We start from the raw sequence: 12802 nt of genomic DNA, 5'->3' as shown, positions 1-12802 counted from the left end.
GGCTATGGCTAACTCAATTAATAAACTCATTGATGACAAAATAATCAAGCGCGGAAAAAACGGTTTGCTAATCCGGCTGGACGATATTCACGTTCAAAAAGGCTTCAACCCGCGCGAAGATAGCGAGGTGTCCCAAGCCGCAGACGATGATCTATTTAATCACCTGTCAGCGGGTAAGCCAGTTCCACCTCTTGAAGTTCGCCCGCGCGATGATGGTGGCGTGTGGATTGTTGAAGGCCACAGGCGCCATAGAGCCTATATACGTTGTCGTGATGCCGGTAAACCTGCTGAGTGGATAGCAATCATGCCGTTCACAGGTAGCGATGTAGAGCGCATAGCACGCATCATGAACAGCAACAGCCAACTTGCGCTTACTCCCTACGAGCAATCGCGGGTCGTCAAAGAACTGGCCGGATTTAACCTTTCCCCTGATGAAATCGCCACGCTTGTTGGAAAAAGCCGTACAACGGTCGATAAGCTGCTGGCGTTAAGTCAGACCAACCATGATGTGCAAACACTGGTTAAAGATGGTGCTGTTGCCGTTGATGCTGCCCTTGAGCGCGTGAAAACTCACGGTGAATCTGCTGGAAAGGTTTTAGCGAATGACGTTGAAAAAGCACGGACTCAGGGCAAGAAGAAAGTTACTAAATCCGTTATCAACCGTGAGTTCAGCGCCAAGAAAGCCCGCAGACTATGTGAACTTCTTTACGATGCGGCCCCAATGACCCGTGAGGAAGGCGACGTTTTGCTGCTGGCAAAAGGAACGCGTGAAGAGATTAACGCCATCCTAAACGATTATCGCCGGTTGGGAGAGAATACAGATAATGGGTGATGTAATCGAAACCATCCACGGTGAAGTATTAGATGGGGCGTTTTTCGCCCCTGCATCTTCCGACCTGGTTGACTCCCTAATCGGGCAGTACAAGCAATTGCGCACCGATGTGGAAATGATGGCCGGGTTAATTAATTCACACCATGCATCGGTTCATCACTTCCTGGAAGGTAATCAGGATCAGGATCGTCGCCATTATATTAGAGGTGTAGGTGAACTTTTTAAACTCGAAGGAGCCATCGCCAGCTTGAATTCCACCTTCTGGCAAAAAGCCCTGAATATGACCGATGTCTACGAATATATGCCAAACAATCGCCGGACAGAATGGAACGAGCAGATCCGCGAGATGAAAACACCGGATTTCGAAGAAGAAACTGTGCGGCCAACAATAATGGAACTGCTGAACTCGCGTCAGAAATTTTTCTCTGAGCGCGTAGACGGTATTTTCCGCGCTCTTTCCGGCGACCACGTAACCAACAGGCCAGAAGGTTTCGGCAAGCGCATGATCCTCGCCCGTGTGTTCACCGATTACGGCATGACGAATCACGATATGAGCGGCTATATCCAGGATCTACGGCAGGTTGTAGCGAAATTTATGGGCCGAGATGAACCCCGCTGGCGCGTAACCGACGATGCGCTACAAGAAGCCCGGTACCGCCACGGTGAATGGCTGGTGCTTGACGGTGGAGCATTGCGTGTACGGGCCTATCTGAAAGGCACAGCACACCTTGAAGTTCACCCGGAAATGGCCTGGAGACTTAACTGCATTCTGGCGCACCTGTATCCGATGGCTATCCCGCCTGAGTTCCGCCAAAAGCCCAAGAAAAAGCTTAAAGATTTCGTGCTGATGAGCAAGCCACTTCCCTTCGCCGTTCTGGAAGTGCTGGCGGGGTTAAAAGCAGAACGCCACCTCCCGATTCAACGCAATCGATGGGACGACTGGACACAACCGCTCACTACCAACCCGCACAACCGTCGCTTTGACTGGCGCGACGAGGACAAGGCAATACGAGGGCAAGCGGGCAAAGTATTGGAAATGATCGGTGGTGTGCTAATCAAAGCTGGTCCTCAGAAAAACATCAACATCTGGGAGTTCGATTACGACCCCGCCCGAGTGCTGGGCGAGATAATCGCTTCTGGTTGCATTCCAGACCATCAATCGCACCAGTTCTATCCAACCCCGGAATCACTGGCTGAATGGGCCGTATCTGAGGCAGAAATACAGCCGGGAGAAAAATGCCTGGAACCGAGTGCTGGCACCGGGAACATCGCTGTATTAATGCCGGCAGATCAAACCTGCTGTGTGGAAATATCAGCTCTACATTGTCGCGTACTGGAAGCAAAAGGGCTAACCGTTGAGCAAGCCGATTTTATCAAATGGGCTGAGTCCACCACCGAGCGCTTCGACAAGGTGGTAATGAACCCACCATTCAGCGAAGGTCGCGCCAAAGCCCACGTAGAAGCCGCAGCAAGCCTGGTAAACGTTGGTGGCCGGCTTGTAGCAATACTGCCAAGTGGGATGCAGAAGAAAGACATTTTACCCGGCTGGTCCTGTTCATGGTCCGGCCTTATAGATAACGAGTTCGACGGTACCAGCGTTTCGGTTGTTCTGCTGAAAGCAGACCGTAAGTGAATTTCAAGATTCAGTTTTCAACCGGCCAGAATCGTACATTAGCAGCCGGTCATGAGGTGAGTATGCAAAAGCTTTCCCTGACTAAATGGGCAAACAAGTATTACGACGAGCCGCCAAGTGTGGGGACTCTGCGGCGCTGGGCGAGAAATGGAAACATTTACCCTGCACCAGAGCTGGAAGGACGTGAGTACAAAGTTGATCCCGATGCCTTTTATATCAAACCGAAAAAATGCGGCATGAAGTTAGAGCAACATCAGCCTAATGGCCGTATTGGTAAAAAAAGTCCGTTGCTGGAGAGATTGATCAATGAGTCAGAGAAAAAGATACGATGCGAATTTACCAAAAAATCTGACTTATCGAAAAGGAAGTAAATCCTTTGCCTGGCGAAATCCTGTAACTAAAGAGGAAATCCCACTTGGGCAAATATCTCGTAGGGATGCTATCGCTCAGGCAATTGAGGCCAACCATTACATTGAGCAGCAATACACGCCTGTTGCGCTGATAGAAAAGTTGATGGGTGAGCATGAATATACGCTCACAGAATGGCTTGAAAGATACGAGATCATATTACAACGCCGGAATTTGGCCGCAAACACTTATAAGGTGAGAGCCGGTCATATCAAAACTATCCGTGCGAAAATGGGGGCTATGGTGCTTTCGAAGATCACAACTCGACATATAGCTGAATTTCTCGAACCGTGGATTATGGAGGGAAAAAAGACTATGGCGGGAACATTACGATCGGTACTCTCCGACATATTCAGAGAGGCTATTGTGGAAGGGAGATCCTCCGTAAACCCAGTAGGGCCAACTCGAGCGCCAAAAGTTGAGGTTACACGCGAACGATTGCAATGGACCACGTACAGACCCACTCGCGAAGCGGCCGAACAACAGCCTGCCTGGTTCAGTCTTGCGATGGATTTGGCGCTGGTGACCGGGCAGCGACGCGAAGACATAGCGCTAATGAAGTTCAGTAATATTTATGATGACCGGTTACATATAACCCAGATAAAAACTGGAGCAATGATCGCCATACCATTGTCACTGACGCTAAACAGCGCAGGGTTAAAACTGAGTACCGTAATAGACCGTTGCCGCCTAGTCAGCCGCTGCGATTATCTGGTCAGTGCCGGCATCCGCAAAAACAGCCCCGATGGTTCGGTACATCCTGATAGCCTAACAAAAGGATTCGTTAAAGCGCGAAACAATTCCGGGATCGCGTTTAGTGAAAATCCTCCAACTTTTCACGAGATCCGCAGCTTGGCGGGACGACTATATGAGAAGGAAAAAGGAAAGGATTTTGCACAAAAATTGCTCGGCCACAAGTCAGAAAAATGACCGAAAAGTACTTGGATGTGCGTGAAAAAGTGTTTACATTGCTTTAACAATAAAAAGACCGGATATGGAAATTCGGAGAAATTTCGGAGAATTTCGGAATGCGTGAAGTAACCAATTGAATTATAAAGAAAATAAAAAAAGACCGAATACGATTCCTATATTCGGTCTAGGGAAATGGCTCTTGGGAGAGAGCCGTGCGCTAAAAGTTGGCATTTAATGCAGGGCTTGTTCAGCCGTGCACTTTAAGAGTAGCCTACCGCGCCAGTTTTGCCAGCCGCCCGGCGGCCGCGTGATAGTTTCGTGACGAAATAACTATGCGGCAAATGAGCATCAATCCGCGTACGTTGGGCAAGACGTTGGCAAACAAGCGGTTAGTCAGCGCACAGCTTCTCGGCGCGTTCGATAAACGGCGCCAGGCTCATTTTTTTCCCCGGTTCGGCAGGGTCGTCCAGCAGGAGCACCTCCAGCGGTTGCGCGCGCTGATGGCCCTTCTTCACCTGCTGCTCCGCTGCGTCGTTGAGCGGGTATTGCATCAGAGTGCTGTTGTTGAGCACGAACAACGCGCCGCCGCTGCGGCACTGCAGCGTCACTTCTTCCTTGGTGAACGCCCACTGTTTGCCGTATTCCAGTTTGGTGATGTTCACCAGTTTGTCTGCCGCCAGCGCGCCGGTCGCGGTTGCCAGCAGCGTAATGCCGAGTAATACCGATTTCATGTGTTGGCCCTAAGGTTGCTATTCACATCGATTTTCCCGCAGCTTGCCCGGTTGCGGCAAGCCGAAATGTCAAACCGGCGCATAGGTTGCAAATAAACTGACCAGCAGCAGCACCGCCATCCCCAACCCGACTTCGAGCCAGCAGGCCAGCACCACGCCGCGCTGCGCCAGCGCCGGCACGCGGCTCATTGCCGGCACGATGGCGTAGCGATTGGCCAGCGCCACCATTACCATCAGCGCCACCAGCGCGGTTTTGATCAGCAGCAGGCGCTGATAAGGCGAGCCGAGGTTGAGCGGCCAACCACCGAGAATGATCAGGCTGTTGACGATGCCGGTGACGATCACCGCCGCCACCGCCAGGTGCCCCCAGCGCGAGAAACGGATCAGCGTGGTGATAGCGTCGCTGCGCCACTGCGGCGGCTGCAGGTAGCGCAGGCAAACCAGCAGCGGCGCCAGGCAGCCGAACCAGTAGCCGGCGGCCAGCAGGTGCACCGCATGGTTGGCCCGGTGCAGCACGCCCAGCGTGCCTTCGTGCATCGCCGCGTGGCCGATGAACGCCAGGCTGACCAGCAGCAGCGCCGAACACAGCGCCAACGCCTGCGCGCGCGGCCTTTCCGGCAGCAGCAGGCTCAGGATCGCCAGCAGCGACAGGCCCAGATGCCAGCGCCACACTTCGCCGAAGGTGGTGCCGAGCACCGCCCACCAGACCTCCAGCCGCCAGGCGTCTTCCCAACCGTCGCCCATTTGCCCGGCCTGAATGGCCAGCAGCGCCACGGCGGAAAGCCCGGCAATCCAGGTGCCGGCAAGCAGCAGCGGGCGCACATCGCGGGAGAGGATCGGGGAGAGGCGCTGCGGTGACAATAAGGCGGTGAACAGGCTGATGCCGAACATCAGCATCACCGCCGCAAAGTGCACCAAGCGACACAGAACGAACAGGGTCGCCAGACTCACGATCAGTTTACGGTGAAGCTGTACTGGCCTTTGGTTTTATGCCCGTCGACCGACACCACATGCCAGCTGACGTTGTATTTGCCCGCGCTCAGTTCGCCTTCGATCGGCACATTGACCTGGGTGTTGTTGTTCGGATCGAGCTGCAGCTTGCCGGTTTTCACCACGGCGTTGTCCGGGCCGGTGATTTTCACGCCGCTGAAGTTCGGCTCGATGCCTTCGGAGAAGCTGAGGGTCAGCGCTTTCGGCGCCGGGCTGACGCTGGCGTCGGCCTTCGGCGTTTCCACTTTCAGGTGGGCGTGCGCCAGCGCTTGCTGCGAAGACAGGCCGACGAACAGGACGAAAACGGTGGAAAGCAGGCGACAGGAGGAACGAATTTTACCGATCACAGTGGTATCCCTTAACAGTATAAAGAGGGTCATAAGGGTTAAGGCCACAGCCAAGGCGATGTATCAGCGGCCCCAACCCACCGCAAGTGATTGCGCCACGGGTAAACAGAAAAACGGGTTGTATCGGCTAACCCGCTGTTTTGACTCTACCATCCCTGTAGCGTATCGCGGTAAATCATAACGACCAGGCTGCGGCAAGTCGAGCGCATCTCTGGCATTTTGCGATCCGGCAGCACGTATCGCCGCATAACCGCGATAAACGCAGGGTAAAAAAAACCGCGCGTCAGGCTCGCCCGCGCGCGGTTTTTCGATGTTCTGATGCGGATTAAGCCTGGCCGTTGCCGCCCTGGCCCATCGCGCCCATTTTCTTCAGATCTTTGTCGATGAAGAACAGGCCTTTGCCGCTGGTGCCCACCAGCGCCAGCTTATCCAGCACGGATTTGAACAGTTTCTCTTCTTCGTGCTGCTCCGCCACGTACCACTGCAGGAAATTGAAGGTGGAGTAATCGTGTGCGGTCATGGCGGCGTGCGCCAGTTCGTTGATCTGACGGGTGATCAACTGTTCGTGTTCGTAGGTCTGCTGGAACACGTCCGCCAGCGATTCGAACGCTACCGGCGGTGCGGCGATGCTGCCCAGCAGCGGCAGAGAGCCGGTGTCGCTCAGGTAGTCGAACAGACGTTGCATATGCTGCATCTCTTCCTGAGAGTGCTCTTTAAGAAATGCGGCGGCGCCTTCAAAGCCTTTATCGCTGCACCATGCGCTCATCTGCAGGTACAGGTTGGCGGAGTAGAACTCCAGATTCAGTTGCTCATTCAGCTTTTGAGTCATTTCTTGCGTCAGCATAATGATTCCTTTTATTTTGCAGGTCATGAATTTAATTTCCGCGCATTATGCCCTGCTGCCGTAAAAATAAAAACACCTTATTTACACTCAAATCACATTAATTATAAAAACCATATATATCAATAAATTAAAATATCAACGCCACATTGAGAATTAACATGATAATTATTTTCATCTTTTATTTTAATCAAAAAGCGAATCATTCTTATTTAAAAGAATAAATAGATTACATTACTCCCGGATAAATATCGCCCACGGCAGCGGCGCAACGGGCTTGCCAAGCGCCCCCGGGTGGATTACCTTCTGCGCAGGTTCAAAGCGGCAAAGTAAGTAAGGAGCATAGCGTGGGTTACAATCTGGCCGAACTGTCTAAAGAAGAGATGGACCGGGTGAACGTGGATCTCGCCGCCTCAGGCGTGGCGTACAAAGAGCGCTACAACATGCCGGTGATCCCGGAAGTGGTGGAGCGTGAGCAGCCGGAAGCGCTGCGCGACTATTTTCGCGAGCGCGTGGCGCACTACCGCGCGGAATCCCACAGGTTTTCGCGCCTGCCGTACGAGCCGAAGGTCAAATAACAAAAAACCCGCCGTAACGGCGGGTTTTTTACGTCACTTGCCGGCGAACCGGTCGGTGGCGATCATCAGCTGGTGCAAGATGCCCGGCTCATCAAACGAATGCCCCGCCCCTTCCACGATATGCAACTCCGCTTCCGGCCAGGCCTTAGCCAGATCCCAGGCGTTCTGCACCTGGCAGGCCATGTCATAGCGGCCGTGGACGATCACCGCCGGAATATGGCGGATTAGCGGCACGTTGCGCAGCAGCTGGTCATCGCTCTCCAGGAAGCCCAGGTGGGTGAAATAGTGGTTTTCAATGCGGGCGAACGCCAGGGCGAAATCATCCTCGCCGAACGAAGCGGATTCGCGGCTCGGCAACAGCGTCACCGTTTCCCCTTCCCACACGCTCCACAGCTTGGCCGCTTCGAGCTGCACCTGCGGATCGGCCGAAGTCAGCCGCTGCCGGTAGGCGGCGATCACGTCTTTACGCTCTTCATCCGACAGAATGGACAGCACGCGCGCCCATTTGTCCGGGAAGAAGCGTGACGCGCCGTCCTGGTAATACCAATGCAGTTCCTGCTTGCGCAGGGTGAAGATGCCGCGCAGCACCATTTCACTGACGCGTTCCGGGTGGGTCTGCGCATAGGCGAGCGCCAGCGTCGATCCCCAGGAACCGCCGAATACCAGCCATTGGTCTACGCCGGCCATGTCGCGCAGCCGCTCGATATCGGCCACCAAATGCCAGGTGGTGTTGTTGTCCAGGCTGGCGTGCGGACGGGAGCGGCCACAGCCGCGCTGATCGAACAGCAGCACCTTGTAGCGTTCCGGATCGAACAGCTGACGATGATGCGGGGAGATGCCGCCGCCCGGCCCGCCGTGAATGAAGACCGCCGGTTTACCGTTCGGGTTGCCGCTCAGCTCCCAGTAGATCCGGTGGCCATCCCCAGTGTCCAGCCAACCGCTGTCGTATGCTGCTAACGGCGGGTACAAACCTCGTAATTGTTCCATGGCGCTTTCCGTCTCTCTGTGAGTCATGCTTTCATCAAAGCGGAAGCCGCCCGGCAGGTCAACGGTAAAACCCGAAAACTCGAACGCGCGCCGAGAACTCGGCGCGCGTTTGCTCAAAATCACAACGACCTGCCTGCAAAATGCCCACTGGTCCGATCGGTTGAGGGGCACATTCGCCCCCCGGCGGGACTCAATTAGCCGCCTTTGCGCATATGCGGCTCACGCATCTCCTGTGCGGTTTTCGCCTCGATGCTCAGCTCCGCCGTCGGGCGCAGCAGCAGACGCGCCAGCCCGATAGGTTCGCCGGTTTCCCGGCAGTAGCCGTACTCGCCGTTCTGCAATCGCGCCAGCGCCGCATCGATTTTCGGCAGCAGGCGGCTTTCGCGATCCAACTGGCGGAACAGCAGGCGCAGATCCTCTTCGCGCGCCGCCTTGTCGGCTTCATCGCCCGTCGCTTCGCCGCCGTCGATCTCTTTTTTCAGCTCATCGATGTGCAGCAGCAGCTTTTGCCGCTCGTCCTGCAACCGTTGGCGGAAAAACGCCCGTTGAACCGAGTTCATATAATCAGAATCCGGCATGGCCAGCAGTTGCTGCGCATCCGGTAACGTCATGACTGTCATTGCGCTCTCCCAACACCAAAGGTGTAACATTATAACATAATATTTATTTTTAGCACCCGGTCATCCAAAAACAAAATTTCATGCACAAACAGCCGGTTAACCTAAACCTGCACTTTGCCGCTTGCATCCTCTTGGCTTTAGGCGGTTAATGGCTGAGCAAGCCACCCAATCATAGGTAACGAGAGGCCATCATGAGTAAGGGAATGGATAGCAAAAAGAATGCGAAGAAGAAGCCGTTGAAAACCCCAGCTGAGAAACGTGCGGAGAAACGCGCCAAAAAAGCGCATCCGTCTGGTGAGTAAGCGTCCTTCCATCCGTCATTAAACCCGCCAAGGCGGGTTTTTTATTGCCTGTAGCGAGGGGGCGGTTGGCACGGCCGCCTGTGCCGGTTAAGCTGAGGGCTGACGGCAACGCGGAGGAAAACATGACGTTACGCGTAATAGATACCGAGACCTGCGGGCTGGACGGCGGCGTGGTGGAAGTGGCCTCCCTCGATCTGCTCGACGGTCAGTTAACCAACCCGATGAGCGATCTGGTCAGCCCGGATCGCCCCATCAGCCTCGACGCGATGGCGATTCATCACATCACCGAGCAAATGGTGGAAGGCAAACCGCGCATCGCGGTGGCGATCGGCCGCTATCAGGGCAGCCCCTACTACGTGGCGCACAACGCCGCTTTCGATCGCGGCGTGCTGCCGGAGATGAACGGCGCCTGGATCTGTACCCTCAAGCTGGCGCGCACGCTGTATCCGGACATCAAGTACGGCAACCAGTATCTGCGCTATGCGCTGAACCTGGATGTGCAGCTACCGGCGGACGCCACGCTGTACCCGCACCGCGCGCTGTATGACTGCTACGTCACCGCCGCGCTGCTGCAACGCATCATCAAGGATTCGGGCTGGACGCCGGAGCAAATGGTGCAGATCACCGAACAACCGGTGCTGCTGAAGAAGTTCAAATTCGGCAAGTATCGCGGGCAGGAGATCGATCGCATCGCCCAGGAAGATCCCGGCTATCTGCGCTGGATGCTGAAATCCATCGACGATCTGAGCCCGGACATGAAGCACACGCTGAAATACTATCTGGTTGGCTAACACGGCGGGCGGCGCAGGCCGCCCGCCGAATACCGTTACTCCGCCAGCGCCAGAATAAAGGCGTACTCCAGCGCAATATCCTCATAGGCCTTGAAGCGCCCGGACTTGCCGCCGTGGCCGGCATCCATGTCGGTATACAGAAGCAGCTGCCGATCGTCGGTTTTCAGCTCGCGCAGCTTGGCCACCCACTTGGCCGGCTCCCAATACTGCACCTGCGAATCGTGCAGGCCGGTGGTCACCAGCAGATGCGGGTATGCCTGCGCCTTCACCTGATCGTACGGGCTGTACTGCTTGATGTAGTCATAATAGGCCTGCTCGTTCGGGTTGCCCCACTCGTCGTATTCGCCGGTGGTCAGCGGGATCGACTCGTCCAGCATGGTGGTCACCACGTCGACGAACGGCACCTGTGCCACCACGCCGTGGAACAGCTGCGGTGCCTGGTTGATTACCGCCCCCATCAGCAGGCCGCCGGCGCTGCCGCCCATGGCGAACACCCGCTTGCCGTCGCCGTATCCCTGGGCGACCAGCGTTTCAGTCACGTCGATAAAATCGTTGAAGGTGTTCTGCTTATTGAACAGCTTGCCGTCTTCATACCACAGCTGCCCCAGCTCGCCGCCGCCGCGAATGTGCGCCAGCACGAACACGAAACCGCGATCGAGCAGGCTCAGGCGGCTGGCGCTGAACGCCGGATCCATGCTGCTGCCGTAGGAGCCGTAGCCGTACACCATCAGCGGGTTGGCGCCGCGCTGGAAGCTGTCCTGGCGATACACCAGCGAGACCGGCACCTCGACACCGTCGCGCGCCTTTACCCACACCCGCTCGCTGCGGTAATTTTCCGGCGTGAAGTTCTTCACTTCCTGCTGTTTGAGCATCGTCCGCTCGCCGCTGTCCATGTTCAGCTCGTACAGCGTGGTCGGGGTGGTCATCGACGAATAGCCGTAGCGCAGCAGCGCGGTCTCCGGATCCGGGTTATACGCCAGCCAGGTGGTGTAAGTCGGATCGTCGAAGGCGATGCGCTTCTCTTCGCCAGTCTGCCAGTGGATCTGGCGCAGCAACGTCAGGCCGGCGCTGCGCTCCTCCACCACCAGCCAGTCGCGGAACAGGCTGAAGCCCTCCAGCATCACGTCGGCGCGCGGGGCGATCAGCGTCTGCCACTGCGCTTCGTCCGCCTGTTCGCTTTGGTACAGGCCGAAGTTCTTGCCGTCCTTGTTGGAGCGGATGTAGAAATGCTGGTGATAGTGATCGATGGCGTACTCATGATCCTTGCGGCGCGGCACGAACAGCTGCGGCTTGGCGTCCGCACGATCGGCGTCCAGCAGCAGGATCTCCGAGGTGGTGGTGCTGCTCAGGTGGATCAGGATAAAGCGCTCAGAGGTGGTCTTCTCCAGCCCGACGTAGAAAGTATCGTCCCGCTCTTCGTAAATCAGCTCGTCCTGCTGCGGATCGCTGCCCACCACGTGGCGATAGACCTGATACGGCAACAGCGTCTTGGCGTGCTTGCGCACGTAGTACACCGTCGAGGAGTCGTTGGCCCACTCGAAGCTGCCGGAGGTGTTCTCCAGCACTTCGTCCGCCCAGCTGCCGTCGGCCAGGTTCTTGAAGCGAATGTCATACTGGCGGCGCGACAGGAAATCCTCCGCCACCCCCAGCCGCTGATTGTCGGGGCTGACGTCCAGCCCGCCCAAGGTGTAAAACTCGTGGTTCTCGGCGCGCTGATTGCCGTCGATAAGCACCTCCCAGTGCTCGCTCTCGGCCTGCGGCTGGCGCACGGAAATCGCGTATTCGTTGCCCGGCTCATAGCGCGTCTGATAGCGATAGCCGTGGCGCACGTAAGGCACCGAATGTTCCTGCTGCGGAATGCGCGCCACCATCTCTTCGTACAGGGTTTCGCGCAGCGCCTGCTGCGGTTTCAGCATCGCATCGGTGTAGGCGTTCTCCGCCTGCAGGTAGTCCAGCACCTGGCGGTCTGCGCGCTCGTCGTCGCGCAGCCAGTAATAGTCATCCACGCGCGTGTCGCCGTGGATGGTGATGGGATAAGGGCGTTTTTCCGCTTTCGGTGGGGTCATCATTGCTAAATCATCCGCTTACATAGATTGCGGCAAGAGTGACACGATTCCCCCCGGCTTGCCAAGCGGCGCTATGCCAGCTCGCGTTTTTTCTCGTTGACGTCGCTCTCGATGCCCAGCTTGACGTCCGCCGGGATCTTCAGCGCCTGCGCCAGCGCATCGAGGTAGCCGCGCTCCATAAAGTGGTCGACGTCGATCACCAGGCAGCTCAGATAGTAAACCTCCAGCGCCTCGTCTTCGTTTTGCACGCTGCGGGCGATCAATTCCGGGTTGAGCGGCTGATCGAGCGCTTCCTGCACCCAGCTCTGCGCCTCCTCCCCCACCTGCAGCTGCGCCAGGCTGTGATCGATGGCGCGCTGCTCGTCGGCATCGATATGGCCGTCGCTCTTGGCGGCGAACACCAGCGCCTGCACCAAGCGTTTGGCGCGCAGATCCACCGGCGTGGTTTGCAAACCGAACTGCGGTTCGCCCTGATGGGTCTCCTTCACCCGCTGCTTGTACTTGTTCCACAACACCGCGCCCACCGCCGCGCTGCCGCCGACAATCAGCGCATTCTTGCCGAACTTGCCCACCAGCTTGCGCGAGGATTTGTTGGCCAACAGCACGCCGACCAGGCCGCCCAGCGCCGTAGGCGCCAGCAGCTTGCCGATGCCTTCTGCTCCGCCCATCGCGCCGGCCTTCTGCCCGATCAACGTTTGAATCTGCTGCATCCAGTTACTTTTCATCATCTACCCCTTGCGTGAAAAAGCGCGGCGCGCAGGCGC

13 protein-coding genes and 1 pseudogene are annotated in these 12802 nt (G+C 56.5%); 6 read left to right on the top strand and 8 right to left on the bottom strand.

The window, feature by feature from the left end:
• The first annotated feature begins 4 nt into the window (after positions 1 to 4).
• The 4 genes and pseudogenes from AC4PR2_RS22220 to AC4PR2_RS22205 all read left to right on the top strand — a co-directional run bounded on the left by AC4PR2_RS22220 (position 5) and on the right by AC4PR2_RS22205 (position 3850).
• Positions 5 to 832, top strand: coding sequence for a ParB/RepB/Spo0J family partition protein (locus AC4PR2_RS22220; RefSeq protein WP_492175462.1), 828 nt, complete (start codon positions 5 to 7; stop codon positions 830 to 832).
• The gene (locus tag AC4PR2_RS22215; RefSeq protein WP_492175460.1) at positions 825 to 2465 is read left to right on the top strand and encodes a DUF4942 domain-containing protein; all 1641 of its coding nucleotides are present in this window, start codon (positions 825 to 827) and stop codon (positions 2463 to 2465) included. The genes AC4PR2_RS22220 and AC4PR2_RS22215 overlap by 8 nt, the downstream gene beginning before the upstream one ends.
• Before the next feature lie 62 nt (positions 2466 to 2527).
• Entirely contained in the window at positions 2528 to 2836 is a 309-nt protein-coding gene (locus AC4PR2_RS22210) for an excisionase (RefSeq protein WP_072071914.1), read from the top strand.
• Positions 2772 to 3850, top strand: a pseudogene (locus AC4PR2_RS22205) (tyrosine-type recombinase/integrase). Before AC4PR2_RS22210 ends, AC4PR2_RS22205 begins: the two are co-directional and overlap by 65 nt.
• A gap of 324 nt (positions 3851 to 4174) precedes the next feature.
• Here AC4PR2_RS22205 and AC4PR2_RS22200 read toward each other — a convergent pair.
• The 4 genes from AC4PR2_RS22200 to ftnA all read right to left on the bottom strand — a co-directional run bounded on the left by AC4PR2_RS22200 (position 4175) and on the right by ftnA (position 6697).
• Positions 4175 to 4516, bottom strand: coding sequence for a YebY family protein (locus AC4PR2_RS22200; RefSeq protein ID WP_025302452.1), 342 nt, complete (start codon positions 4514 to 4516; stop codon positions 4175 to 4177).
• Positions 4517 to 4585: 69 nt separating this feature from the next.
• On the bottom strand, positions 4586 to 5467 hold the full coding sequence (gene copD, locus AC4PR2_RS22195; protein ID WP_060440195.1) for a copper homeostasis membrane protein CopD: 882 nt from the start codon (positions 5465 to 5467) through the stop codon (positions 4586 to 4588).
• A 2-nt stretch (positions 5468 to 5469) separates the two neighbouring features.
• On the bottom strand, positions 5470 to 5886 hold the full coding sequence (gene yobA / locus AC4PR2_RS22190; RefSeq protein ID WP_046686875.1) for a CopC domain-containing protein YobA: 417 nt from the start codon (positions 5884 to 5886) through the stop codon (positions 5470 to 5472).
• Positions 5887 to 6178: 292 nt separating this feature from the next.
• Positions 6179 to 6697 carry a non-heme ferritin gene (ftnA, locus tag AC4PR2_RS22185; protein ID WP_025302449.1) on the bottom strand — a complete coding sequence of 173 codons (519 nt, stop codon included), beginning with the start codon at positions 6695 to 6697 and terminating at the stop codon, positions 6179 to 6181.
• Positions 6698 to 7041: 344 nt separating this feature from the next.
• On the opposite strand from ftnA, the gene AC4PR2_RS22180 reads away from it, so the two are divergent.
• A complete protein-coding gene (locus AC4PR2_RS22180; protein ID WP_033638067.1) occupies positions 7042 to 7272 on the top strand; it encodes a DNA polymerase III subunit theta in 231 nt (76 codons plus the stop codon).
• A gap of 33 nt (positions 7273 to 7305) precedes the next feature.
• Here AC4PR2_RS22180 and pip read toward each other — a convergent pair whose 3' ends face one another.
• Both pip and dksA read right to left on the bottom strand, forming a co-directional pair.
• Positions 7306 to 8259: a prolyl aminopeptidase gene (gene pip / locus AC4PR2_RS22175; protein WP_061872130.1), complete on the bottom strand. Its 954-nt coding sequence runs from the start codon at positions 8257 to 8259 to the stop codon at positions 7306 to 7308.
• Positions 8260 to 8453: 194 nt separating this feature from the next.
• Entirely contained in the window at positions 8454 to 8879 is a 426-nt protein-coding gene (gene dksA / locus AC4PR2_RS22170) for an RNA polymerase-binding protein DksA (RefSeq protein ID WP_049270193.1), read from the bottom strand.
• 424 nt (positions 8880 to 9303) lie between these two features.
• On the opposite strand from dksA, the gene exoX reads away from it, so the two are divergent.
• Complete coding sequence (gene exoX / locus AC4PR2_RS22165; protein WP_197659216.1) at positions 9304 to 9972, top strand: exodeoxyribonuclease X; 669 nt, start codon at positions 9304 to 9306, stop codon at positions 9970 to 9972.
• Between the two features lie 35 nt (positions 9973 to 10007).
• On the opposite strand, the gene AC4PR2_RS22160 is transcribed toward exoX, so the two are convergent.
• Positions 10008 to 12041, bottom strand: coding sequence for a S9 family peptidase (locus tag AC4PR2_RS22160; RefSeq protein ID WP_047727774.1), 2034 nt, complete (start codon positions 12039 to 12041; stop codon positions 10008 to 10010).
• Between the two features lie 68 nt (positions 12042 to 12109).
• Positions 12110 to 12763 (bottom strand): tellurite resistance TerB family protein, encoded by a 654-nt coding sequence (locus AC4PR2_RS22155; RefSeq protein ID WP_159318948.1) that lies wholly within the window; start codon positions 12761 to 12763, stop codon positions 12110 to 12112.
• Positions 12764 to 12802 lie beyond the last annotated feature (39 nt).

It is taken from the genome of Serratia sp. A07, assembly GCF_058725505.1.
Note: the sequence above shows the minus strand (reverse complement) of the source record. Positions and strands in the feature narration are given on the sequence as shown.

Coding starts and splice junctions, on each gene's coding strand:
- AC4PR2_RS22220 (WP_492175462.1), top strand. CDS start 5: ATGGCTAACTCAATTAATAAACTCATTGATGACAAAATAATCAAGCGC.
- AC4PR2_RS22215 (WP_492175460.1), top strand. CDS start 825: ATGGGTGATGTAATCGAAACCATCCACGGTGAAGTATTAGATGGGGCG.
- AC4PR2_RS22210 (WP_072071914.1), top strand. CDS start 2,528: ATGCAAAAGCTTTCCCTGACTAAATGGGCAAACAAGTATTACGACGAG.
- AC4PR2_RS22200 (WP_025302452.1), bottom strand. CDS start 4,516: ATGAAATCGGTATTACTCGGCATTACGCTGCTGGCAACCGCGACCGGC.
- yobA (WP_046686875.1), bottom strand. CDS start 5,886: ATGACCCTCTTTATACTGTTAAGGGATACCACTGTGATCGGTAAAATT.
- ftnA (WP_025302449.1), bottom strand. CDS start 6,697: ATGCTGACGCAAGAAATGACTCAAAAGCTGAATGAGCAACTGAATCTG.
- pip (WP_061872130.1), bottom strand. CDS start 8,259: ATGGAACAATTACGAGGTTTGTACCCGCCGTTAGCAGCATACGACAGC.
- dksA (WP_049270193.1), bottom strand. CDS start 8,879: ATGACAGTCATGACGTTACCGGATGCGCAGCAACTGCTGGCCATGCCG.
- exoX (WP_197659216.1), top strand. CDS start 9,304: ATGACGTTACGCGTAATAGATACCGAGACCTGCGGGCTGGACGGCGGC.
- AC4PR2_RS22160 (WP_047727774.1), bottom strand. CDS start 12,041: ATGATGACCCCACCGAAAGCGGAAAAACGCCCTTATCCCATCACCATC.
- AC4PR2_RS22155 (WP_159318948.1), bottom strand. CDS start 12,763: ATGAAAAGTAACTGGATGCAGCAGATTCAAACGTTGATCGGGCAGAAG.